Genomic DNA, 24853 nt, shown 5'->3' with positions numbered 1-24853 from the left:
GGGATCCGAGCGTGTTGTGGTGACTTCTACGTTGCCCACAGGACAAGGAACACTTTGTCAGCGGTACATCGCACGCAGAAAAAGTGCTTTTCTTTTTCAAGGACGTGGGCGGTTTTAGTAGACCTGTCGATGTGTAATTTTCACCGGACTTTTTGAACATCCTCTATAAGGCATATTTCCAGTCTGACCTGATGTAATAGAGATGATGATTAATTGTAATATAACTTTTCTATATCATTGCATATCAATTGTGATAATATAATAGAGTAACATAGGGAGGGAAGAAACAGTGACAGATATGGAAAAAAGGACACGCACAGACAGATATGAAAAACGAAGAAAAAATACAAAATCAATCTCTATTTTGCTAGGTGTTGGTATTGTACTTCTTATCTCTTTAATCAGTATTTGGCTGTTTGGTGGGGGAGATAATGAAGCAGTGGACGATTCCTCTAAGGAACAACCTGAAACGTCTGAAGTGATGGAAGAAGATGAAGATGCACAAGAGGCATATGTACAGAATGATGAATCAGAAGCAGGGCAAACAAATACAACAGAAGAATCTGAACTGGAAAACGAACATGATGAAAATAATCAATCCATTGTTACGGAAGAAGTGGAACCATCCGATGACAATGTAATAAGAGCATATACAGCGGATTGGGAGCCGGTTGGTACAGAACAGGAAGAACCACATATTGTATCCTTTGACAAGGAATCCCAGGATTGGTTAGAGATGAAAGAGGCTATTTTATTAGCTACTGGGTTAAATGAAAATGATTATCATGCATGGTGGATAGGAAATGGTGGAGATCAAAAAGCAATTGCTACGGTTTCTGATAAAGAGGAGACCGAAGTATATCGTGTCTATCTGTCCTGGGTTACCAATGAGGGCTGGCAGCCAACGAAAGTGGAGCTATTAAAAGAAAACGATTGGGAAAAATATCGAAACTAGTAAAACAGAAAATGGAGGCATTTTTATGACGATCGGAATTATCGGGGCAATGGATGAGGAAGTAAGCCTACTCTTAGATAATATGACAGATAAAAAAGAACAGACAGTAGCTGGCTGTTTGTTTGTAGAAGGCGTAATTCAGGATAAAGAGGTAGTGCTATTAAAATCAGGAATAGGCAAGGTAAATGCTGCAATAGCAACCACGATTCTGCATGAACGTTTTTCCCCATCCTATGTGATTAATACGGGATCAGCGGGTGGATTTTCGGATAAATTAGAAGTTGGAGATGTCGTCATTTCCAGTAAAGTAGTTCACCATGATGTGGATGTTACTGCTTTTGATTATGATTATGGACAAGTTCCTGGAATGCCGGCAATGTACACGGCAGATTCCAAATTAGTTTCCCAAGCGATTGATGCAGTCAAACATATTGGATTAAATTATGAAGAGGGCATTATTGCTACAGGTGATTCTTTTATGGAGGATGAAAAACGGGTATCTTTTGTAAGAGAAAAATTCCCTTCCATGATTGCGTCTGAAATGGAAGCAGCTGCAGTAGCGCAAGTTTGTTACCAATATGACAAACCCTTTGTTATCATACGCGCACTTTCTGATATCGCCGGCAAGGAATCATCGGTTTCGTTTGATCAATTTTTAGAAAAGGCAGCAAAGAATGCAGCAGAATTAATAATGATTATGGTTAAGGAAATGAAATAATTAGCTGTTGTCTAAAAAAACAGTAAACCGATAATCTGCGACTTAACTATCGTGTTTCTAAGGTCCCGTGGCTCGAGCTCATCATCCGCCTAAGGTTGTGTGTAGACGGACTTCCATAGCAGTGGTTTGTGTTGCATTTCATGTAAACTGCGAAAATTTATAAAAAGAGCTAAAAGGAGCACATATCCATATAGGAATTAGTGCTCCTTTCTTGCCTTTTAATTACTATCTCTTTCCTTGCGATAATACTCATGAAATACTTTCATTAATGCTCTTTTTTCAATTCGTGATACATAACTTCTGGAAATATTTAACTTCTTGGCTATTTCCCGTTGTGTCATTTCCTTTGAATCATTTAACCCATATCGATATACAATCACTTCTCGTTCTCGGCTATCCAGAATAGAAAAATACTCTTGCATTTTTTCGATTTCCATATTTAATTGAATATATTCAATAATATTTTCGTTTTCCGCTTCCAATATATCAATCAAACTTATTTCATTGCCTTCCTTATCCTGACCAATAGGATCATGAAGTGAAACGTCTTTCTTTACCTTTTTCAAAGCACGTAAATGCATAAGTATTTCGTTTTCAATACAACGGGCCGCATAAGTTGCAAGTTTCGTCCCTTTATCCAGGGAAAAGCTTTCAACGCCCTTTATTAATCCAATGGTACCGATGGAAATAAGGTCTTCCATATCTTCTCCTGTATTCTCAAACTTTTTTACAATATGTGCGACCAGACGTAAGTTATGTTCAATCAGTTTATTTCTGGCTGTTTCACTCCCATTTTGCATTTCTTTTATATATTTCATTTCTTCATCTGGTGGTAATGGTTGAGGAAAGGCATGATTTTTTACATAAGAAACAAAAAAGAGGACTTCCTTTACAAGAAGAGCAAGAACGGTTAATATTCCAGACAAACACATGCACCTCCTAAGAAGATTGATTCCATATTTCTTGGTTGGGTATTTGCCTATATAACATCTCTATGAAGAGTGGGGGGCTTTTGTGTCTGTCCACTTAAATTAAATTAGAAAAACTCGGATCCTCAAACATTTAGGATAGCGAGTCTTTTCTAAAGTACTTTTCGTGAAATTTTTCTCCTTAATTAATACAGTTGATAAAATGTGCAACGTACCTTTGAGGTGTTAGTCTGGTGCGTAATTAGAGCAGTATCTATCATACGCCGTACAATATATATTTAGTGGTATAAAAACAACAGTCTTCTGGAAAATTGCCTTTTACATTCAAACATTCAACAGGTTAAAATGTCATGAAAAAAGTGACTTCCCGGAGGAAGTCACTCGCTTGTTAATTTTGTTTTATATTGTTCAAAGTCATCTTCGCGGTTTCTGATAACTGGCTTTATTCCTTTTGCATGTGCTGCTCTGGATATCATATGTGCCGAGACAGGGTTTGTAATCATAATAAACAGAATAGCCAATAATAATTTTCCACTTACGATGCCATGCTGGATATATAGGAACAAAAATGCACCAAGTAAAATTCCGGCAAGTCCTAGAGTTGACGCTTTGGTAGCGGCATGTAATTTTGTGTATATATCCGGAAACCGAATGATGCCAACCGTGGCAGAAAATACAAAGAAAACACCAATTAGTACCGTGAAAATAATTATAATATTAACAATGATATGCAGTAACATTTCACTTTCTGTCAATGATAACACCTTCTTCTAAATATTTAGCAATACCAACCGTTCCCAAAAAGGCTAAAATCCCAATTAGTAAGACAATATCATTGAGCTTATCCGTAACAAGATAAATCGAAAGCAGTACAGCAATTGCCATTAAGTTTATGCCAATTGTATCAAGAGCAACCGCACGTTCTACATTGTGAGGCCCAACAATAATCTGGTACATTAATAGAATTAGTGAAATTGCAATGGCCAGGAAACCAATCCAAATGCTAATCTCAAGAATATTTTCCGTTAGTTCCAAAACCTCACTCATCTTGTCACCTCCATAATCAGTTTTTCAAACGTGTCTTTAATGGAACGGATTGATTCATTTACATCTTCAATGTTCATCGCATGTATAAATAATGTTTCATTGTTTTCAGAGACGGCTACAGATAACGTTCCTGGTGTTAAAGAAATCAGTGTAGCCAAAATGGTAATCTCCCAATTTGATTTCACATCAAGAGGTAATGAAAATATACCAGGTTCTGCAATCTTTTTTGGTGAATAGATATACTTTAGCATATCTATATTTGAAACAATCACTTCTTTAATAAATACAAGGGTAAGCTTTAGTATATTTAATACCTTTTTAAAATAAAATTCTCCTGGAATAAAGCGACGTAATACAAATAATAAGAGAATCCCAAATATAAAACCGGTAATGAAGCTTGGCATCGTATACGATTCACTCAAAAACATCCACAGAAAGCCGACGATTAAATTTATAATAATTTGAAAGGCCATGATTAACTACTCCTTTAGTACAGAATCAATATAAATCTCAGGATCAAGCAAATATTCTGCAATCGAGTCACTAATTGGATAGAAAAATTCTGCTCCTATACCTAAGATTACCGTGAATGACAAAAGGAATACAATTGGACCAATCATTCCTTTTGTAGATTTCTTTTCTAAATTTTTTATGGTATCTTTATCACCCCAAAATCCTCTAATAAAGATTTTGATTACAGAATAAAGAATTAAGAGGCTTGTAATCAGGGCAATGATTGCAATAACAATATCTCCCCCTTGAAAAGCGCCTTCCAATAAAAGCAGTTTCCCGATAAATCCACTAAATGGAGGTATTCCTGCCAGCACAAAAGCAGAAATAAATAATAGCCAACCCAAGACAGGGTAGTGGTGTATTAATCCACCCATTTTACGTAAATCGGAAGTGCCTGCAACATAAGCAATAACTCCTACCAGCAAGAAGAGCGCTGCTTTTACTATCATGTCTTGAACAAGATAGTAAATGGAACCACTTAATGCTTCTTGATTAAAGATACCAATCCCCATAATCATATAACCGATTGCAGGAATAATGTTATAGGCTACAATAAGCTTTATATTATTAGTTGAAAGAGCACCAATGACACCAAAGATCATCGAAAGTCCGGCTATCCATATAAAGAATTCATGTGTCAATTCCAGTCGATGGGTAAAGATTAATGTAAAGACACGAGTAATGGAATACACACCAACTTTTGTCAGTAATGCTCCAAATAAAGCTGATATAACTGGATTTGGAACAATGTACGAATTTGGAAGCCAGTAATAAAGCGGAAATAATGCTGCCTTTGTAGCGAAAACAAAGAAAAGCAAAAATGCTATAGTCGTTAATATTCCCTGCTGCTCTACTTCGCCTACTCTTTCAGAAATCTGGGCCATGTTAATGGTTCCAACTACCCCATAAATAAAGGCAATAGCTGTTACGAATAACATGGAGGAAAACAGGTTAATTAATAGGTACTTAATGGACTCTCTAAGTTGTACTTTATCTCCGCCTAAAACGATTAACGCATAAGAAGCCATTAACAATACTTCAAAGAAAACGAAAAGGTTAAACAAGTCACCAGTTATAAATGCACCGGTCACACCTGTTATAAGAAAGAAGAAAAAGGGATAGAAGTAAAACTTCTCCTTTTCTCCTAAACCAGCGTGTGCGGCATAGAAAGCACATGCAACAGAAACAATATTCGTTGTCAGAATCAGCACGGCGGACAGTGCATCGACAACTAATATAATTCCATAAGGTGCAACCCAGCTCCCGGTTTGTAGGGTTATCGTTCCATTTTCCATTACATGCAAGAAAACATAACCCGCAACTGCTAGACCTGCAAGTGAAAAAACTTTCGTTAACAATCTTGAAATTTTTACATTAGAGTTAAAAAATATTAAGATTATCGCTGCTATTAACGGCAAGACGATTGGTAAAACTGCTAAATTACTCATTTGATTTACCCCTCAATTGTTCCATATTATCTGTATTGTTTTCCTCTGTTGTTCGGTATGCAAGTACAAGAAGAAGGCCAGTTATACCGAAACTGATAACGATTGATGTCAGAATTAATGCTTGTGGTAAAGGGTCTGTATATTGTGAAATACCTTCCGTAAGTACGGGAGGCTGACCTGTTTTTAATTTGCCCATCGTTAAGATAATGAGATGGGCACCATGTGATAATAGAATCGTACCAATGATTATTCGGAGCAGCTGCTTTTGCAATAAGTTGTAGATTGCTGTAGCAAATAGTACTCCGCTTAGAATAATAATCAGAAATTCCATTTACTCCGCCCCCTTTTTCTTTTTCATTTTAATGAGAGCAACGACGGCTAATGCAGCAATTCCTAATACAGCAATCTCGAATAATGTATCCAGACCACGGAAGTCAACCAATATGACGTTTACGATATTGTCCCCGCCCCCTAGTTTATAGGAATTTTCGACAAAGTAGCTGGAAATTGAATCAAACCAGTCTGAACTATGTGCGGAAATACCAACTAAAGTGATTAACAAACCAAAGCCTGCAGAGATGAAGAAATTCGTCAGTTTTGTTTTTGGAGCTTCTTCTCTCTTCTGTAAATTAGGCAAGTGGTAGAAACATAATAGGAATAATGCAATAGATACAGTTTCGACTACCAACTGGGTTAGGGCGATATCCGGTGCACGATAGATGACAAATAATGTTGCTACACCGTAACCAACAATCCCAGTGACTAATATGGCCGCGATATTGTTTCTCATAAATAAAGTTGCGATGGCACCAATTATAATGGTAATTACGACGGCTACTTCAAGAACAGTTACCTCGGCTAAGTTACCAACGTTGATCGTAAATCCGTCTGTCAGGAACATGTAGCCTGCAGTTACAATCAGTGTTGCTCCCAGAATTAATACCATGTAGGTTCTTAGTGAACCAGTCATGTATGTATTTGTAATTGCTGCAGAGTACGTATCCATTTTTTCGACAATGAAATTATATACTCGGTTAAAGCTTAGTTTGCCTGGAAGCACGTGATACACTTTATCCCATTTTCTACGTGTTACAAATAGAATGATCCCGGCACCAACAACAGTTAGAGACATCATAAGTGGTGTGTTAAAGCCATGCCAGAAATAAACTTTATGATACTCTACATTTTTGTTAACTGACTCCGCGGCGTGCTGTAGAAATGGAGCATTAACCATTTCAGGGAATATCCCTATTAATATAACACCTAGTACAAGGATAATCGGGGATATCAGCATACCGAATGGTGCTTCATGTGGTTTTTTCGGTAATTGTTCCAATTGTTTTGGTCCAGTAAATACTCCGAAGAAGAAGTACATGGAATAAACAAATGTAAAGATACTTCCAAGTACAGCTAAATAAGGAATGGCCTGGCTTAGCCATGCTGCACCTTCCAAATCAATAGTTGCGTCAAAGAATAATTCTTTACTATAGAACCCATTTAAGAAAGGAAGTGGTACCCCGGCCATGGAAAATGTTGCGAATACGGCTAAAGTAGCTGTCATTGGCATAAGTGTTATTAATCCACCAAGTTTTCTAATGTCACGTGTACCTGTCTCATGATCAATAATCCCTGCAACCATAAACAAGCTTCCTTTAAATGTTGCATGGTTTAATATATGGAAGACAGCAGCAAATACAGCAGCCTCCGTGCCAAAACCTAACATGGCCATAATCATACCTAACTGACTAATGGTTGAAAAAGCAAGTATGCCCTTTAGATCCGTTTGTCTGACTGCCATATAAGATCCCCAGCAAAGTGTTACAATTCCAACAAGACTCACACTAATAAAGAAGCCTTCGTACCCAGCAAAAATTGGTGAAAATCTAGCAACTAAAAATATCCCAGCTTTAACCATCGTTGCCGAATGCAAATAAGCACTAACCGGTGTTGGCGCCTCCATTGCGTCTGGCAACCAGATATGGAATGGGAATTGTGCTGATTTTGTAAATGCACCTAACAGGATAAATGTTAAGATTAGCGGTAAATATTTACTAGCTAAAATGACATCTACCTGTTCAATCATTCCCTGAATACTGGTAGTACCAGTTATAACTGTCAGTAGAACAAATCCACCAAGTAAACTCAGCCCACCAAAAACGGTTATAAGCATGGATTTTAATGCACCATACCGCGAACGTTCCTTAAAGTTCCAATATCCAATAAGTAAAAACGAAGAGATAGAAGTTAATTCCCAAAATGCATATAAAACAAATACGTTATCAGAAAGCACGACACCTAACATAGCCGCCATAAACATTAATAAAAAGACATAAAAATGTCCAAGTCTTTCAGATTTCTCTAGATAAAAAACTGAATAAAGCACAACCAGGGATCCTATACCACTGATTAGCAAAACGAATAGTAAACTTAATCCATCCAGATAGAAATCAAAGTTCATATTTAATGAAGGAACCCAGTTATAGGTTTCTCTAATTGGAGAAAAATCGGCTCCAACAAATTGAATAAAGTAAAGAAAAATAATGAACGGGATAAAAAATACAAAAATACCAGTATGTATTCGATCTTTATGTTTACTAATCCATGGGACAAGTATAGCAAACAGTAAAGGGGCAAAAACTGCATAAATCATCTATGCTATTCCTCCTTAATAATTCTTTCCAAAATAGATTTTGTATCATATCCATAATAGGACGATAGTATTCATCTAACTCTTTGTTTTCTGATAACTTTGATCTAAAAGATCCTGGGGATTGGAAATCGATAATCCAATGGGAATTGTAAAGATTTGTGGCGATATGTTTACGCTGGAAAACTAATATTCATTATAATATATAGTGAAAACAGACACAAACAAATACTATTAGTGCGTGTTCAAAAGGAGGATGAAAAGGACCGGTCGGCTAAGATCGCAACGTCCTGGGCCTGCGGTTACTCGTCCCACCGAAAACATTTGTTGCGAGCGCCGACACTAGCACGTCCTGTGCGTCGATAGTTCGAGGCGGCGAAGCTTTTTAGTAGCGGGCTTCGACAGGATGTCGTGACTTCTACCCACAGGACAAGGAACAATTCGTCAGTGATACATCGCACGCAGAAAAAGTGCTTTTCTTTTTCAAGGACGTGGGCGGTTTTAGTAGACCTATCAATGTGTCATTTTCACCGGACTTTTTGAAGATCCTCTATTATATTTTATTACGCAGAAAAATAAATAACTCCTACCTTAACTAGGCAGGAGTGTGGAACAGTATAATGAGATTTTATCCTTTATTAACTAGATTTTATGCATTTAATTTTGTGGGTTAAACTTCTTCTATGGATTTCTTCTTCTATTAAGGAAATAAAATCAGGGCTTAAATTTAAATCGTTTGCTGTATAATAGGATTCTATTAGTAGTTCATCTGATAAATGTTCCATTCATAGCCCTCCTAAGTAAAATGTCTTACTTGTTTAAGTTAATAATAATTTACCATGTTTCTTAAACCAGGACAAGACGCAAGTTATCTACATCAGGCTGTAGATAACTTGTGGGTAATAAAATCGTTATCCTTATAAATAGAACGATAAAGGCTGTTAAAAATGTGAATAATGTTATCCACAATACGAATGATGTAGAGATTTGTCGAACGATTTTTTAGTTTTTTATCGAATTATAGCATATTAATATTGGTTTTTATCATATAATTTCTATTTGTTACTAATAATGCGTGTTCAAAAGAGGTTGAAAAGGGCTGAGATGTTCGATGTGTCCTTTTTATCGGACTTTTTTACCATTCTCTAATAATGAAAATTTTTCTTCGTATATAATTAATGGGAACAGAACTTTTATTCTATGGTAAATTATTGTAGGATTAGTTTATAATGGATACTTAAAATAGAGAAAATATCTTTACAGAAATATGATGAGGTGTAATAACGTGATCAATAGATTTTTACCAAACGAGTATGTGAAAAGTATATTTGATATACATCCAGATAAATTAAAAGAAAAGGGTATTAAGGGAATTATAACGGATTTAGATAATACACTTGTCGCCTGGGATGTACAGGATGCTACTCCTGAAGTCATGGAATGGTTTAAATTAATGAAAAAACATGATATACAGGTTACCATTATTTCCAATAATAATCTTCAGCGAGTGAAGATTTTTTCGGAACCGTTGGACATTCCATTTATTTACAGTGCCCGAAAACCACTAAGGCGAGCATTTAAAAGAGTGCAAAAACAAATGAATTTAAAAAAAGAAGAAATTGTTGTTATTGGAGATCAACTGTTAACTGATGTTCTAGGTGGTAATAATGCAGGATTATATACTATACTGGTCGTTCCGATTGTTCAAACAGATGGTAAAATAACGAGAATGAACAGGAAAATTGAACGTATTATTTTAAATAACTTACGAAATAAAGGGAAAATCGGCTGGGAGGAATAAGGTTGGAAATTATTTTTTGCCAGGGATGTGGAGCACAGATACAAATATTTGATCCTGATAAACCGGGATATACTCCCTCATCCTCATTAGAAAAAGAAAATATTTTATGTAAGAGATGCTTTCGACTAAAGCATTATAATGAAATTCAGGATGTATCGATAACAGATGACGATTTTTTAAAAATGGTCAGTTCCATACGAAACGCAAATGGCTTAGTTGTTCATGTAATTGATATTTTTGATGTGAATGGAAGCTTAATTAAGAGCCTGCCACGTATAACGGGGGAGAACCCTATTATATTAGTTGGAAATAAGATGGATTTATTGCCTAAATCTACCAATCAGCGTAAACTGAAACAATGGTTAAGAACCCAAGCAAAAGAAGCGGGCATAAAGGTGTTAGAGGTATTTTTGATTTCATCTATTAAAGGTCATGGCATGGAAGAGTTAACCAGTCAAATCGAACAATACCGCAAACAGCGGGATGTTTTCATTGTTGGCACAACCAATGTAGGGAAATCGACGTTTATTAATCGCTTGATTAAACAGACAACAGGACATGGAGATGTCATCACGACATCTTATTTCCCAGGAACAACATTAGGATTTATCGAAATACCACTGGATGATAAAACATCCTTAATTGATACCCCTGGTATCGTTAATAGACAGCAGATTTCTCACTATATTTCTGAAGAAGATATGAAGCTGGTTACACCAAAAAATGAAATAAAACCGAGAGTCTATCAACTAAATAGTAACCAAACTTTATTCTTCGGTGGACTGGCTCGCCTTGATTTCATTAAAGGGGACAGGCAGTCATTTGTCTGTTATTTTTCAAATATGCTTCCAATTCACCGTACGAAACTGGATAATGCCGACAACTTATATGAGAACCATGTGGGTGAAATGTTGTCACCACCTAATGAAAAAACATTGGAAATTCTGCCTGAGCTGACAGAAAGTACCTTTAAAATAACAAATGAAAAAACAGATATCGTTTTTCCGGGTTTAGGTTGGGTAAGTATATTAGGGGAAGATACCACTGTTCGGGCATACAGTCCAAAGGGAGTAGCTGTTTCTGTCAGAAAATCATTGATTTAAAATGAAGGCTGTTTTCTAAAAAGATTGGGACTGTGGTTACTCGTCCCATGAAAAAACTTGTTGCTTTTTTACAGGGAAATTTTTGTGTTTGATATAAATTCCTGACTAATAGGATACTGCTAACACACCGCTACGGAAATACACTACGTGCACCTTAGGGCGGCTGGTGAGCCTCCTCGTGCTAACGCGTCTTTAGGGGGCTCACCGATGCCACTTTTCCCGCAGGACAAGGAAGGCTTCGGCGGCGTTACATCGCACGCAGAAAAAGCGCTTTTCTTTTTCAAGGAGTCTTCGTGTATTTCCTTCGCTAGTTTGGTGCTTTTATATATTTTTAGTAATATTGCTAAATAAATTTAGTATAGCTAAGCTAATCACTATTAAGCTGGTTGATTGGAGCGGAGGGCAGTCGAGTTTTGCGGGAAAAGCACGTGTCTAGACCTGAGCAGCGGCGGTTTTCCGCGAAAAGACTGAAGCCGTGCCCTAAGGTGCGCGACTGCCCGAAGCGGAATCGGGCAGTGCACTACTTAGTCCGGAGTTTATACAAATTCTATAACAAAAAAATAGGGGGAGGAGAGTCAATGTCTTTTACATTTCAGCTTATTGGGTATCCAATTAAACATTCCCTTTCACCTTGGATACATGAGCAATTTTTGAGAAAAGCTAACTTAAAGGGAACCTATACGATAAATGAAATCGAATTGCATGATTCATTTGAAGAAAGAATTCAACAAATGAGAAATGAAAATTTGGATGGATTTAATGTTACCGTTCCATATAAAGAAAAAATCATTCCATTTTTAGATGATCTCGACGCATATGCAAAAAAAATTGGAGCAGTTAATACAGTTTTAAATAAGGATGGAAGATGGACGGGATTTAACACAGATGCAACCGGTTATGTACGTTCTTTAGAAACGAAATATCCTAATTTGGCGAAGGACAGAACGAAACACATATTAATCATTGGATCCGGTGGTGCAGCTCGTGGAATATACTGTGGATTGGATATGGCAGGCTATCAACACATTGATATTGCAAATAGAACAACAGAAAAAGCAAAAGAAATTGCCAGTCTTGCTGGTAAAGCAACCAAAACAGACATCATCTCTTTACAAGAAGCAGAGCTTCATTTAACTAAATATGATGTTGTTATTCAAACAACTTCTGTCGGCATGAAACCAAACACAGAAGAGTCAGTTATGAGGTTACGTACCCTTAAACCTGGTGCAATTGTGAGTGATATTGTATACCAGCCAATAAAGACAGCGTTCCTAAAACAAGCAGAAGGTGCAGGTGCCAGTATTCATTTCGGTCATACCATGCTTTTATATCAAGCCTTGTATGCATTCGAAATCTGGGCAGGTCAGCAAATCTCCATTAACAATATGGATGAAGAATTACAACAAATTCTGGAAGGAAGATAATATGTTAACAGGAAAACAGAAGCGATTTTTACGTTCAGAAGCACATCATTTGAAACCTATTTTCCAAGTGGGAAAAGAAGGCGTCAACGAGAATATGGTGAAACAGATTAGTGAAGCATTGGAAAAACGCGAGTTATTAAAAGTAAGTATCCTGCAAAATTGTATGGATGATAGAGATACAGTTGCAATGCAGCTGTCGGAACGAACAGAAGCTGAGGTTGTTCAGATTATTGGAAACAACATTGTATTATATAAAGAATCCAGAGAAAATAAGCAATTACAGTTACCTTAAAGGAGTTAAGAATGAAACGAGTTGGAATTTTAGGTGGGACATTTGATCCACCTCACTTAGGTCACTTACTCATTGCTGAAGAGGTTCGGATCTCCCTTCAGCTAGAGGAAATTTGGTTTATACCTACCTATACACCGCCACATAAAAATGAATCAAAAACAAGTGCGATGGATCGTCGCAATATGCTGGAATTAGCAATTAGAAGCAATACCTATTTTAAATTAAATACGATGGAAATGGAAAGAACAGGAAAATCCTATACGATAGATACAATAAAAACGTTAAAGAATCAACATCCTGAACATGAATTTTTCTTTATCATTGGTGCAGATATGGTGGAGTATTTGCCTCACTGGCATAAAATCGAAGAACTAATGGAGCTGATTCAATTTGTTGGTGTCCAACGTTCAGGTTATAAGTTAAACACAACATACCCTATCATGGAAGTCGACATTCCTTTGATTGACATATCCTCATCGATGTTAAGGGGAAGATTACGCAAGCAGGAACCGGCAAAGTATATTGTTCCTGACGAAGTATATCGTTACATTAGGGAGAAGAGGCTATATGAAAATAGATGATGCGATTCAAATAGTTAAACCACATTTAACAGAAAAACGGTTTGACCATACGCTTAGGGTCAAGGATACTGCTGTTCGTTTAGCTGAAATGTATGATGAATCCAAACATAAGGCAGAGTTGGCTGCAGTGTTTCATGATTATTGTAAGTATCGCCCGCTGGAGGAAATGGAACGGCTAATTAAGATGAGTTCTCTTCCAAAGGATTTGCTGAAATACCATCACGAATTATGGCATGGGCCAGTTGCATCGATTCTTGTAGAAAATGAATATGGAATTAGTGATCGTGATATTAGGCAGGCTATTTATTACCATACAACAGGAAGAGCGAACATGAGTAAGTTGGAAATGATAGTATTCTTAGCGGATTATATAGAACCAGGAAGAGATTTTCCAGGTCTTGATGAGGTACGGGAAATGGCTAAAAAAGATTTATTGCTTGCATGTTGGATGACTTCCAAAAATACGATATCCTATTTAATGAAAAAGAATGCAACCATATATCCTGATACCTTTTATGCATATAATGATCTTACAATACGTATTAACGGAGGTAATAAAATAAATGGAAATTAAAGAAATGGTACAGCAAATCGCAAGAGCATGTGATGATAAACGTGCAGAGGATATCCTCGCATTAGATATGAAGGAAGTATCACTTGTAGCCGATTATTTCGTAATTTGTCATGGGAGCAATGAACGACAAGTACAATCCATTGCCAGAGAAATAAAAGATAAAATGGATGAGTTAGGGATTGATGTAAAACGTATGGAAGGCTTTGAGCAAGCGCGGTGGGTTTTGGTTGATGTCGGCGATGTTGTCTGTCATGTATTCCATAAAGATGAACGGAACTATTATAATATAGAACGGCTATGGGGAGATACGGAAAGACTTCCATTAGAAATAGGGTTAGAAGGTTAATATGATGGCTTATCAACAAATGGCCTATTTATATGACCAATTCATGTCTGAGGCTCCTTATGATAAATGGATTGATTTTACAGAAAACATTATTGAAGACAGTCAAGTCAGTCGAATTGCTGATTTAGGATGTGGAACTGGAGAAATAGCGGTAAGGCTGGCGGAACGAGGCTACCAAATGACTGGTGTAGATTATTCTGCAGATATGCTCACTTATGCAGATTCCAAGGCAAACGAAAAAAATTTATCCATTACTTGGCTGCATCAGGATTTGCGTGAATTGGAAGGCTTGGCAAATCTGGATTTAGCTGTTAGCTTCTGTGATGTTATTAACTATATTACCAATAAAGATGAGTTGGAAGATGTGTTTCAACAAATTTTTGCCATTCTAAAGCCAGGTGGATTATTTATATTTGATGTTCATTCCATTTATCAAGTGGAACATCATTTTAAAAACCAAACCTTTGCCGATGTATTGGATCATATGTCATATATATGGTTTTGCATCGAAGGAGAAGAAGTAGGTGAAATGTTTCATGATTTAACCTTTTTTGCTCAAGAAGGAGACAAATATATACGATTTGATGAATTCCATCATCAGCGAACTTATTCTATTGAATTTTACCACCAATTATTATTCGAAGCTGGATTTAACAACATAAAAGTGTATGCTGATTTTTCCTTGGAAAACCTTGTCCATAAAGATTCAGAAAGAATTTTTTTTGTAGCAGAAAAAGCATGAGATATAAAAAATCTCATGCTTTTTTAGAAGGAATTTTGTATATTAATGTCGAAACAATATATAACCATCATATTAACTTCTGTCATTCCCCCATTAATTCTGCGATAGGATGTGTTCCACTTGATAGAACTTCTCAAAAAAAATCTCTTCTTTCTAATCATCGGTGCAGTCACCATTTTCATTATTATTTTTTCAAGGGAGGATACTTTCAATAATGAGAGTTTAAATCCTGCTGTTTCTACGGACGGTTTGAACACAGAAACGTTGGAAATGAAAAGTGAAGAACAATTAACACAGGAAATTCTAGTAGATGTAAAAGGTGCCATTATCGAGCCCGGTGTTTACGAAATGAAAGCTGGTGATAGGGTAAATGATGTAATTGATAAAGCTGGTGGTTTTACAAAGGAGGCCGATCAAACACAAGTAAATTTGGCTCAAAAAGTGCACGATGAAATGATAGTAATGGTTCCCGCAATAGCAGAACAGGGAAGTGAAACCATAGATTCTGTGTCTAATCATGGTAAAGTACGATTAAATTATGCTACACAGGAAGAAATAGAATCATTGACCGGTATAGGACCTTCAAAAGCTCAAGCTATTATTCAGCATAGAGAAGAGAAAGGTTACTTTAAATCGGTAGAGGATTTGCTGGAGATTTCAGGAATCGGTGAAAAGACGCTGGAAAACATTCAGGATGATATCCAGGTTCCATAGACAGGTGTCGTATATTGACGGATTTTTATTTACCCGTGTAAACTAAGAGCAATGCCAGAAAAAAGAAAAGGGGAAGTATAAATGGAAAGAATATCATGGGATCAGTATTTTATGGCGCAAAGTCATTTGCTTGCATTACGAAGTACGTGTACAAGACTAATGGTAGGAGCAACCATTGTTAGGGATAGACGGATTATTGCGGGTGGATATAATGGCAGTGTGTCTGGAAGTGTGCATTGTGTAGACGATGGCTGCTATGTGATTGACGGACACTGTGTTAGAACGGTTCATGCAGAGGCAAATGCCTTATTGCAGTGCGCGAAATTTGGTGTCCCAACTGATAATGCAGATCTTTATGTGACACATTATCCATGTCTTCAATGCTGTAAGCAAATTATACAAAGTGGCATTAAAACCGTTTACTATGCCGAGGATTATCATAATCACGAATACGCCATCCGGTTATTTAAAGAGGCTGGGGTAGAAACCAAAAAAGTAAAACTGGACTACTTGGCAGTAGACACAAACTATCAAGAGAAAAATAAGTTCGTTCAAGAATTATTCGTCAAACTGGAAAATTCCGATGTAGATAAGGAAGAAATAAGCGCATTAAAGGATGAGGCTGAAAAGTTATTTACCCAAAAATAGAATAGGGTGATCTTTATGAAAGGATACTGGCATATTGCTGCATTATCAGCAGTCTTTGCCGTGTTGACCATTCACTTTAATAATTATGGTTTTATCGTTTTCTATATATTTTGGTTAGGTTATTTATTACGAGATAATCGGTTAGGGAAATTACCTGCACTTGTTTCCTTAACCCTACTCCTCTTTTTTCTCCTGTATATCCCCAAAGTTGATCCAATACATTCTCAAGCTTTGGAAAAAGAAGCGGAATCAATATATGGTAAAATTATTAGCCCGGTGTCCAAGACCGATAAAAAGATAGAGTTCACTTTTCAAGAAAAAGGTTCCGGGGATAAGCTATTCATTCTTCATTTTCCTGATCAATATAAACTAATGCCGGACATCCAACAGTTAAAATATGGGGCTAAATGTGTCGTCGAGGGGAAGAGAGAACTCCCTGTTCAAAGCACGAATCCAGGGCAATTTGATTTTCGAAAGTATGCAATGAAACAAGGAATTTCTTCCCAAGTATTTGTTGACTCACTGGAGGACATTCGCTGTCAAGGAGATTCATTATTAGACCGACTTTTCCAGGTAAGATTTAATCTTGTTGCGAAGGTTAATGATAAGGTAAGTCCTTTTACTGCATCCTGGCTAAATTCTCTCGTTCTCGGGGATGATTCCTCCTTGGATGAGGATACGAAACGGCTGTTTCAAAATTGGGGATTAACTCATATTATCGCCATATCTGGTACGCATATTGCATTATTGTTAGCATTTATATATTTTTTTACTGTGAAATTATCCATCTTAACGAAAGAGAAGGCTCAATGGTTTGTTATTCTAATTCTTCCGGTCTATGCGGTATTGGCTGGAGGGGAGCCTTCTGTCTGGCGGGCAAGCATGATGGCTGTTTTGATTATTATGCTTCATAAGTTAAGGTTGAATTACAGTGTTATGGATGTATTATCCCTTGTGTTTATTCTCCTCATTTTATGGAGTCCATCTATTATATACCACATTGGCTTTCAGTTCTCTTTTCTTGTAACGTTTGGGATTATACTTTCAAGGAAATGGTTATCCACTTCCAATTCTTCCATTATGCAGGCATTACAAATTAGTTTTCTGGCTCAAATGGTCATTATACCTCTCCAATTTTCTTATTTTTTTCAGTTCCAGCCTTTATCCATTCTGTTAAATATACTTATTATTCCGTACTTTACTCTGATCGTAATTCCTTTTATGTATATATTGCTTCCTTTAACCTTCTTTCCTCAGCCTCTCACTGACTTTTTAGATGATGTTTTTGTTTTTATCCATGAAACGGTTTTATTGTTTATTGGATGGGTTGATTCTATTGCAGATTTACCATTAGTGATAGGATCTTTCCCTTTAGGGGTAGCCATTCTTTATTACGTGTTTTTAATTCTTTTGATGAAGGAAATGCAGTTTCAAAAAGGATATAAAGCATTTCAATACGGCCTATCTATTTGTATATTGATTTTGATGATAGGCATTCGTCCTTACTTATCACCCGTTGGAACAGTAACCATGCTGGACATAGGCCAAGGAGATGCATACATTATTGAATTACCATATAGACAGGGGGTAATTATGATTGACGCGGGTGCGACTGTCTCCTTTTCCGATGGGATAGTTAGTAATAATGTATACGAACAAATAATTAGACCATATTTATACTCAAAAGGGATTCAACAGATAGATGCATTGTTTTTAACCCATGAAGATGTCGATCATATGGGGAGTGTATCTTTCATCATTAAAGAAGTGGATGTTGAAACAATATATATCCATCGTTATTATGAACCATCTGAAGAAGAAGAACAGTTATGGAATCAGTATCATGTCGATATGGAAAGAATTGGGAATGGTGAAACGGTAAGCATAAAAAATCAGTCATTTCTCGTGATGGGACCAACAAAACCAGCAGATACACCAAATGATAATTCAATCATATTATTTACAGAAATTGGTGGTTTAAATTGGTTATTTACAGGGGATATAGGTAAAGACATAGAGAAAGATACCATCAACAGATTTCCGAATTTAGATGTGGATGTACTTAAGGTTGCCCATCATGGCAGCAATACTTCCACCGATGAGAGTTTTATAAGAACAATCAGCCCTGAGGTAGCACTTATATCTGTCGGAAAAAGTAACAGGTATGGACATCCGAATATGGAAGTGATTGAACGTTTGGAAGAACAGGGAGCTACCATCTTGCGTACTGATTACCATGGAGCCGTTCAATTTCGTTTTAAGAAAAATACAGGAACATTTTTTACATTTTTGCCATAGTATAATCACGGATAGGGTTAGAAATCCGCACGATTTTCCGGAATAGTATTTAAGGGTTACGAAAAAAGAGACTGCACGTATTCAGTCTCTTTATTACGCAAAAGTATGTGTTTTTATTCAAACCTATAAGTACATGTATCTACCCACCAACTACACTTATTACAACACCGATTGCGAAAATTGCTACAAAGAAAATAAATGATCCAACAAATCCTTTAATAGAATCTACAACATCGTTATTCTTTGATTGTGGATTGTTTTCAAATTCGTTCACATTTACCCCTCCCATTTCATCAATAGTATATAGTAAATAAAGGAAAAAATCTACTTAAGAAAGAAAAATGTCATAAATATTATGACTTATGTTGTTAAGAATAGTATAAGTTTTTTATTCCAGATAATGCATAACAATTGGGTACGACTATTATCCGCTAATGACAATTCAAAGGAATATTTTATACTTTCTTACTGAATTAGAAAGACTTTACATCTATAGTTTTGTTAAGAAGACATATGCTATTAACAAATATCGTTTAACATATAGTTTCTAGAGCTATATGTTAGGCGTTTATATAGATCATGGAGGGAAATTGAAGGAATTCAAGGGTGGTTAAATTTCCCTCCACTTCCTTCTTGCTATTCCTTTCTTTACAATTTACCATATATGTATACATAAAATGAACTAAAAAGGCATTAGTTTCATTTGGAAGGTAATGGTGTAAATAAAAATGTCATATATGGAAGTAATGAAAGAAGTAAGAAAAAATCAAATCGCTCCTATTTATTTTCTCTTTGGTTCGGAAAATTATTTTATAGAAAATATAAAAAAAGAACTTGTGAACCGTGTATTAGGTGATAATAAAGATAATTTGTCTGTTTATGATTTAGAGGAAGTTCCTATTCAGGAAGTAATCAGTGATGTAGAAACATATCCATTCTTTGGTGAACGAAAACTTATTATTGCGACCAATCCAGTATTTTTAAAAACAAAACCGGAAAAGCTGCCATTTGAACATGACTTGGATGTTCTTCAGACCTATTTGGAAAATCCGGTAGATTATTCTGTGTTTGTATTAATTGCTCCATATGAAAAATTGGATGAACGGAAAAAAATCAGTAAATCATTAAAGAAACATTCAGCTGCAGTAAACTGTGAGCCAATTAAAGAAAAGAATATTTCAGAATGGATGAAAACACTGATTCAACAATTAAATATTACAATGGATGAAGAAGCGTTTGAGATTATTGACAGTGAATTATCCACCAATCTTCAATTACTGGAGAAGGAAATAACAAAGTTTTCGCTATTCGTGGGACAAAATGGTCATGTTACAAAGGAAATTGTGGAAAGTTTAATTTCTCATACGTCAAACAGCTCTTCTCTAAGATTGGTTGATGCTGTCATCGCAAGAGATTTACATCGAGCGATTTCGATTTATAAGGATCTGGAAAAGATGAACGAAGAACCAATTGCGTTAATAGGACTGCTTGCATTTCAATTTAGAACATTACTGCGTGTTAAGCTTCTCCGCCAAAAAGGATACAGCCAATTTCAAATTCAAAAACAACTAGGCGTACATCCTTATGTCGTTAAAATAGCGATGAACAGAGAAAGACAATTTTCCATTGAAAAACTACATAAAATCATCGACAAATTAACAGACACCGATACAGTAATGAAACAAGGAAAAATGGAAAAACAACTGGCATTTGAAATGTTATTGTATGATCTTATCCATGCAGCGTAAGAAAAAAGATTAAAGAAACTTACATTCGATGGTCTTTTGGAAATGTTGCAGTTTTTCTTATACAATAGACAGTGAAATTTTAGCTGCGTTGAACCCTCTCCCTGGATAACATTTTATACTTTTCTAAAGTATAATAAAAAACGATCCATGTCGGATCGTTTTTTTTATTAAAAGTAAAACATTCAGGATTATGCTCCGATATTGTTCACTTTTTTCACTAGACGTGATTTTTGGCGGTTACCATTGTTTTTATGGATAAGACCTTTTTGAACAGCTTTGTCAATCTGTTTTACTGTATCTTTAAGTGCTGTTTTTGCAGATTCTACGTCTTTTGCCTCAACTAATTTCTCAACGTTCTTGATAGCAGTACGCATTTCAGACTTTTGAGATTGATTAGCTGAACGTTTTTTATTGCTTGTTTCAACACGTTTAATTGCAGATTTAATATTTGCCATGTATTTCACCTCCTAAGCAGGACATGGTAAGACTTCATTTTGAACATCAATTACATATTCTACGCTAATATAGTCTACCTTTCAATAACTTTCGAGTTAACAAATGATATTTTACCAAAGGAATCTGTTCTTTTCAATAAATTTATTAATAGCAGCTAAAAAATTTCATCCTTTTTGCATAAGTCCCCTTCCTAAACTATGTAGCTTTTTCATCCTCGCTGTTGATATAAAATGCGCATTAACAATAGATGTTATGTTGAGCAATATCTACCGCTACGGAAATACACTACACACACCTTAGGGCGGCTGGTGAGCCTCCACGTGCTGCCTCGTCTTTAGGGGTCTCACCGATGCCTCTTTTCCCGCAGAAGTCTCCGTGTATTTCCTCCGCTGGTTTTACGCTATTCAAACTTTCTATCCGAGTATTACTAAGTAATTTTGATTGGAACAGAGAATAGTTTATTTCTCTAGAATAAAAAGATTTTTCTTTTTTACGCTGTCTTATGTATCTTTTTACTTAGAATAAAGTAAGCTCTCACTTCAAGTAAAAGAGGCTTATTATCAAACATCCTTTTTATAATTTATAGCTATACATGAATCAGAAAACCAGTACTAGCGTATGCAGAATACGTAGCCTCCTCGAAAATAAAAACCGTTTTTTTTTTTGCGATGTAGAGCTGCAGACCGCGTTCCTTGTCCTGTGGGAATAGCACGTTCCAGACCTGAGCAGCGGTGGTTTTCCGCGAGGAGGCTTTAGGTCGTGCCCACGAACCGTAAATATTATGCCGGAGCGAGTGCAAGCACGCTTTCATCATTAGAACACATCACAATAGGAATTGTTTGCTATAAACAATAATCTCATAGAAGACTGTAATTCATAAAGAGTGCTTTTGTTTGGGGATTCTGTATGTTTTTGGCAAACTTGTTCATTCTAATAATAAGATAATGTGAAAGGATGTCTTAATTATGGATAACAAGGAACAAAAATACCAAGACAACAATGAACAAAATGAACAAAAATACCAAGTAAGAACGGACTTAGCCGTTGAAGCGAGAGACATGTATGTAGAAACGGAACAGAAGGCAAAACAAAAACAAGAAAGGGAGAGCGAATTAAAGGGAGTTACATTCAAGGAGAAACATCAGGATAACATTAAAATCTCCTATGTTGATATAAATGAAGAGGGAGCCCAGTTAATCGGAAAGAAAGCAGGTTCCTATGTCACTATTTATGCGGATGGGGTTAAAAGGCAGGATACAAAGCGCCAGGAAGCTGCTGCAAAGATATTAGCAAAAGAATTGGAGCAATTGATACAAAAAAATAATATTCCTAAAGATGGTACAGGGTTAATTGTAGGATTGGGCAATTGGAATGTAACGCCTGATGCTCTTGGACCTATGACTGTGGAAAAGACATTAGTTACCAGCCATTTATTCAAATTACAATACGAAACGGTCTCGGACGGTTATCGACCGGTCGCTGCGGTTACACCGGGAGTAATGGGGGTTACCGGAATTGAGACGAGTGACATTATATTTGGTATTGTCGAAAAGTTTAAACCGGATTTTGTTGTTGCAGTGGATGCTCTTGCCTCTCGGTCGATTGAGCGTGTTAATGAGACAATACAGCTTTCCGATTCTGGAATTCATCCTGGATCCGGTGTGGGTAATAAACGGAAGGAGTTAAGTAAAGATACATTGGGAGTACCAGTGATGGCAATAGGTGTGCCAACGGTAGTGGATGCTGTAACAATCACGAGTGACACGATTGATTTCATCTTAAAACACTTTGGACGAGAATGGAATGAGAAGGATCGGCCTTCCAAAGCATTAGCTCCTGCTGGAATGTCGTTTGGAGGAAAGAAATATACAGAAGAAGATCTCCCTGATGAAGAAAAGAGACAGACCTTTATGGGGATTGTTGGAACTTTATCCGAAGAAGAGAAAAGAAAACTTATTCAGGAAGTACTGACTCCGACAGGACATAATCTAATGGTTACACCAAAAGAAGTCGATGGTTTTATGGTGGATATGGCCAATCTTATTGCAGAGGGAGTTAATGCTGCATTACATGAGAATGTGGACATAACCAATTTTGCTCAATATTCCCGTTAGATTCTTCTAATTTTCTACTAAATTTAATAGAAAATAAAAAAGATGGGTTCTACTTTCTGATAGTTACTCATAGAGTTTACTATGAGTGACATCAGAAAGAGGTGGAATAGTGGTTTCTAAAAATAAACACCTGAGGGAACGGACCTATCTTTTTTATAAAAGAAGCGGGTTATATATAAGCAGTATTATTATTTTATTTCTATTAATTGGTGTACTGACTACTGTACAGCCTACGTATAGAATTTCATCAGAAACCATTACAAAATGGACAAGTGATATTGATGGTTCTGTTTTTCTGCATTTACTCGGAATGGAAAACAGAGGGTTTAAACAAGCATTTCTGGAAGAAGATCAATTACCGAGTTTATCTTCTACGTTGTTTCAAGTAGCAACAAGTATTAAACCCAATGATCCCAGAAGTCTTTTAGGAAATGAAATACCCGGTTTTTCGATTTATGATAGTCAAATTTTAATAGCAGGAGAGGGAACGGATTATACCAATCTTCCTTATGAATCCTCCCCACCACTTGAAGAAGTGTTACGAGATAGAGAAGCGGTAGTTGAAACAGAAGAGGGGGATGAAGAAGAACCAGAGCAAAATGAGGATATGCCAACCACAGGTGACAGGGAAGTAGTTTATATTTATAATTCCCACAATCGGGAGTCGTTTTTACCACATTTACCTGATGAAACCAACCCGGATTTAGCCCATCACCCAGAGGTAAATATAACCATGGTTAGTGAACGGCTAGCGAGGTCTTTAGAGGCAAAGGGAATCGGATCACAGGTTGAAGATACCGATATTGGAAGCCTGCTTGATGAAAGAGGATGGGAATATGGTCAATCTTATGATGCTGCCAGAGATGTAGTCCAAGAAGCTTTTGCGTCGAATCAAGATATTCAGTTCGCCTTTGATTTGCATCGCGACTCGCTGTCGAGAGAACATACAACGAAAGAAATTGATGGTGAATCATATGCAAAAATTATTTTTGTCGTAGGAGAAGAGCACCCTAACTATGAGAAAAACCTTGAATTAGCGACAGAATTACATTATTTAATCGATGAAAAGTATCCTGGTTTAAGCCGAGGGGTCTTGCCTAAAGGTGGAGCTGGAACAAATGGTGTTTTCAATCAAGACTTAAGCGGAAATGCCTTGCTTGTAGAGTTTGGTGGAGTTGAAAATAATATGGATGAATTGTATCGTTCCGCTGATGTTTTTGCAGAGGTATTTAGTGACTATTATTGGGATGCAGAATCTGTAGATGGAAATTCTGGGGAGGAGTCAAAATGATTCGTATGATTATTATGCTGTTATTGTTAGCGGTGGTTTTTCTATCTGGAACACATTATGGAATGAGTCAAAGCAGTGGTGAGAAAGAAGTTGATTTAATAAGCGGAAGTAATGACATGGAAACGATGATACCAAGTCATCATATTTCGGAAAACAGTGAAACGCCTGTTACGCCCACGCCCATAGTCAATCAAGATGTAATGATGGACGATGAAGTACATCTTACGCAAAAAACAGCGTCCTTTTTGGAAACGAGTGTCCAAGGATTTTATGAAATTGTTGTTGGCGTAATGTATCAGATAGCAGAAACATTCTTTTAAATCATGATTTAAACTAAATTGTACGGATTATTTACAGGTTCTAGATTGAATATCCCACATTCAATTGCTATAATCAACATTATTGATTACCTTTGTAATTTTTGAATCTTTTTCTGTGACTTAGGAAAGTATAATATTCTAGCC

At 36.4% G+C, this 24853-nt stretch carries 28 protein-coding genes; 18 read left to right on the top strand and 10 right to left on the bottom strand.

Annotated features, from left to right (window positions below; translation table 11 throughout):
• The first annotated feature begins 298 nt into the window (after positions 1-298).
• A complete protein-coding gene (locus GMJ66_RS15070) occupies positions 299-955 on the top strand; it encodes a YrrS family protein (protein ID WP_156291174.1) in 657 nt (218 codons plus the stop codon).
• Between the two features lie 25 nt (positions 956-980).
• A complete protein-coding gene (gene mtnN / locus GMJ66_RS15065; protein ID WP_156291144.1) occupies positions 981-1673 on the top strand; it encodes a 5'-methylthioadenosine/S-adenosylhomocysteine nucleosidase in 693 nt (230 codons plus the stop codon).
• A gap of 218 nt (positions 1674-1891) precedes the next feature.
• On the opposite strand, the gene sigK is transcribed toward mtnN, so the two are convergent.
• From sigK to sda, 8 genes are all read right to left on the bottom strand, one after another.
• On the bottom strand, positions 1892-2599 hold the full coding sequence (sigK, locus tag GMJ66_RS15060) for an RNA polymerase sporulation sigma factor SigK (protein WP_156291143.1): 708 nt from the start codon (positions 2597-2599) through the stop codon (positions 1892-1894).
• A gap of 380 nt (positions 2600-2979) precedes the next feature.
• Positions 2980-3357: a monovalent cation/H(+) antiporter subunit G gene (gene mnhG / locus GMJ66_RS15055; protein WP_407939237.1), complete on the bottom strand. Its 378-nt coding sequence runs from the start codon at positions 3355-3357 to the stop codon at positions 2980-2982.
• On the bottom strand, positions 3344-3649 hold the full coding sequence (locus GMJ66_RS15050; RefSeq protein ID WP_156291142.1) for a monovalent cation/H+ antiporter complex subunit F: 306 nt from the start codon (positions 3647-3649) through the stop codon (positions 3344-3346). The genes mnhG and GMJ66_RS15050 overlap by 14 nt, the downstream gene beginning before the upstream one ends.
• Positions 3646-4122 carry a Na+/H+ antiporter subunit E gene (locus GMJ66_RS15045; protein WP_156291141.1) on the bottom strand — a complete coding sequence of 159 codons (477 nt, stop codon included), beginning with the start codon at positions 4120-4122 and terminating at the stop codon, positions 3646-3648. The genes GMJ66_RS15050 and GMJ66_RS15045 overlap by 4 nt, the downstream gene beginning before the upstream one ends.
• Positions 4123-4128: 6 nt before the next feature.
• Complete coding sequence (locus GMJ66_RS15040) at positions 4129-5610, bottom strand: Na+/H+ antiporter subunit D (protein WP_156291140.1); 1482 nt, start codon at positions 5608-5610, stop codon at positions 4129-4131.
• Positions 5603-5941 carry a Na(+)/H(+) antiporter subunit C gene (locus tag GMJ66_RS15035; protein ID WP_156291139.1) on the bottom strand — a complete coding sequence of 113 codons (339 nt, stop codon included), beginning with the start codon at positions 5939-5941 and terminating at the stop codon, positions 5603-5605. Before GMJ66_RS15035 ends, GMJ66_RS15040 begins: the two co-directional genes overlap by 8 nt.
• The gene (locus GMJ66_RS15030; RefSeq protein WP_156291138.1) at positions 5942-8260 is read right to left on the bottom strand and encodes a Na+/H+ antiporter subunit A; all 2319 of its coding nucleotides are present in this window, start codon (positions 8258-8260) and stop codon (positions 5942-5944) included.
• A 635-nt stretch (positions 8261-8895) separates the two neighbouring features.
• On the bottom strand, positions 8896-9042 hold the full coding sequence (gene sda, locus GMJ66_RS15025) for a sporulation histidine kinase inhibitor Sda (protein ID WP_156291137.1): 147 nt from the start codon (positions 9040-9042) through the stop codon (positions 8896-8898).
• A gap of 500 nt (positions 9043-9542) precedes the next feature.
• Between sda and GMJ66_RS15020 the strand changes: the two genes are divergently transcribed.
• The 12 genes from GMJ66_RS15020 (at position 9543) to GMJ66_RS14965 (ending at position 18780) form a co-directional block, all read left to right on the top strand.
• Positions 9543-10058 (top strand): YqeG family HAD IIIA-type phosphatase, encoded by a 516-nt coding sequence (locus GMJ66_RS15020; RefSeq protein ID WP_156291136.1) that lies wholly within the window; start codon positions 9543-9545, stop codon positions 10056-10058.
• A gap of 2 nt (positions 10059-10060) precedes the next feature.
• A complete protein-coding gene (gene yqeH, locus GMJ66_RS15015) occupies positions 10061-11161 on the top strand; it encodes a ribosome biogenesis GTPase YqeH (protein ID WP_156291135.1) in 1101 nt (366 codons plus the stop codon).
• Positions 11162-11368: 207 nt separating this feature from the next.
• Positions 11369-11512, top strand: coding sequence for a hypothetical protein (locus GMJ66_RS15010; protein ID WP_156291134.1), 144 nt, complete (start codon positions 11369-11371; stop codon positions 11510-11512).
• Positions 11513-11739: 227 nt separating this feature from the next.
• Positions 11740-12585 (top strand): shikimate dehydrogenase, encoded by an 846-nt coding sequence (gene aroE / locus GMJ66_RS15005; protein ID WP_156291133.1) that lies wholly within the window; start codon positions 11740-11742, stop codon positions 12583-12585.
• Position 12586: 1 nt separating this feature from the next.
• Positions 12587-12877 (top strand): ribosome assembly RNA-binding protein YhbY, encoded by a 291-nt coding sequence (gene yhbY / locus GMJ66_RS15000; protein WP_156291132.1) that lies wholly within the window; start codon positions 12587-12589, stop codon positions 12875-12877.
• Positions 12878-12888: 11 nt separating this feature from the next.
• Complete coding sequence (locus GMJ66_RS14995) at positions 12889-13458, top strand: nicotinate-nucleotide adenylyltransferase (RefSeq protein WP_156291131.1); 570 nt, start codon at positions 12889-12891, stop codon at positions 13456-13458.
• Positions 13445-14032, top strand: coding sequence for a bis(5'-nucleosyl)-tetraphosphatase (symmetrical) YqeK (gene yqeK, locus GMJ66_RS14990; RefSeq protein ID WP_156291130.1), 588 nt, complete (start codon positions 13445-13447; stop codon positions 14030-14032). The genes GMJ66_RS14995 and yqeK overlap by 14 nt, the downstream gene beginning before the upstream one ends.
• Complete coding sequence (gene rsfS / locus GMJ66_RS14985) at positions 14022-14378, top strand: ribosome silencing factor (RefSeq protein WP_156291129.1); 357 nt, start codon at positions 14022-14024, stop codon at positions 14376-14378. Before yqeK ends, rsfS begins: the two co-directional genes overlap by 11 nt.
• A gap of 4 nt (positions 14379-14382) precedes the next feature.
• Complete coding sequence (locus tag GMJ66_RS14980) at positions 14383-15120, top strand: class I SAM-dependent DNA methyltransferase (protein WP_156291128.1); 738 nt, start codon at positions 14383-14385, stop codon at positions 15118-15120.
• Positions 15121-15240: 120 nt separating this feature from the next.
• Positions 15241-15834: a helix-hairpin-helix domain-containing protein gene (locus GMJ66_RS14975; RefSeq protein ID WP_156291127.1), complete on the top strand. Its 594-nt coding sequence runs from the start codon at positions 15241-15243 to the stop codon at positions 15832-15834.
• Positions 15835-15915: 81 nt separating this feature from the next.
• Positions 15916-16482 (top strand): ComE operon protein 2, encoded by a 567-nt coding sequence (locus GMJ66_RS14970; protein WP_156291126.1) that lies wholly within the window; start codon positions 15916-15918, stop codon positions 16480-16482.
• A gap of 15 nt (positions 16483-16497) precedes the next feature.
• On the top strand, positions 16498-18780 hold the full coding sequence (locus tag GMJ66_RS14965) for a DNA internalization-related competence protein ComEC/Rec2 (RefSeq protein ID WP_156291125.1): 2283 nt from the start codon (positions 16498-16500) through the stop codon (positions 18778-18780).
• Positions 18781-18919: 139 nt separating this feature from the next.
• On the opposite strand, the gene GMJ66_RS14960 is transcribed toward GMJ66_RS14965, so the two are convergent.
• Positions 18920-19054, bottom strand: coding sequence for a YqzM family protein (locus GMJ66_RS14960; RefSeq protein WP_156291124.1), 135 nt, complete (start codon positions 19052-19054; stop codon positions 18920-18922).
• Positions 19055-19508: 454 nt separating this feature from the next.
• Here GMJ66_RS14960 and holA point away from each other — a divergent pair, with 454 nt between their 5' ends.
• A complete protein-coding gene (gene holA / locus GMJ66_RS14955; protein WP_156291123.1) occupies positions 19509-20528 on the top strand; it encodes a DNA polymerase III subunit delta in 1020 nt (339 codons plus the stop codon).
• Positions 20529-20716: 188 nt separating this feature from the next.
• Here the strand turns inward: holA and rpsT are convergent, their stop codons facing one another.
• Positions 20717-20983, bottom strand: coding sequence for a 30S ribosomal protein S20 (gene rpsT / locus GMJ66_RS14950; RefSeq protein ID WP_156291122.1), 267 nt, complete (start codon positions 20981-20983; stop codon positions 20717-20719).
• Between the two features lie 966 nt (positions 20984-21949).
• On the opposite strand from rpsT, the gene gpr reads away from it, so the two are divergent.
• From gpr to GMJ66_RS14935, 3 genes are all read left to right on the top strand, one after another.
• Positions 21950-23098, top strand: coding sequence for a GPR endopeptidase (gpr, locus tag GMJ66_RS14945; protein ID WP_156291121.1), 1149 nt, complete (start codon positions 21950-21952; stop codon positions 23096-23098).
• Between the two features lie 109 nt (positions 23099-23207).
• Entirely contained in the window at positions 23208-24389 is a 1182-nt protein-coding gene (gene spoIIP, locus GMJ66_RS14940; protein ID WP_156291120.1) for a stage II sporulation protein P, read from the top strand.
• Positions 24386-24709: a hypothetical protein gene (locus GMJ66_RS14935; protein ID WP_156291119.1), complete on the top strand. Its 324-nt coding sequence runs from the start codon at positions 24386-24388 to the stop codon at positions 24707-24709. Before spoIIP ends, GMJ66_RS14935 begins: the two co-directional genes overlap by 4 nt.
• The last annotated feature ends 144 nt before the right edge of the window (positions 24710-24853 follow it).

Source organism: Oceanobacillus salinisoli (assembly GCF_009733865.1).
Classification (GTDB): domain Bacteria; phylum Bacillota; class Bacilli; order Bacillales; family Amphibacillaceae; genus Oceanobacillus; species Oceanobacillus salinisoli.
This window is presented reverse-complemented; position numbering and strand designations above follow the sequence as displayed.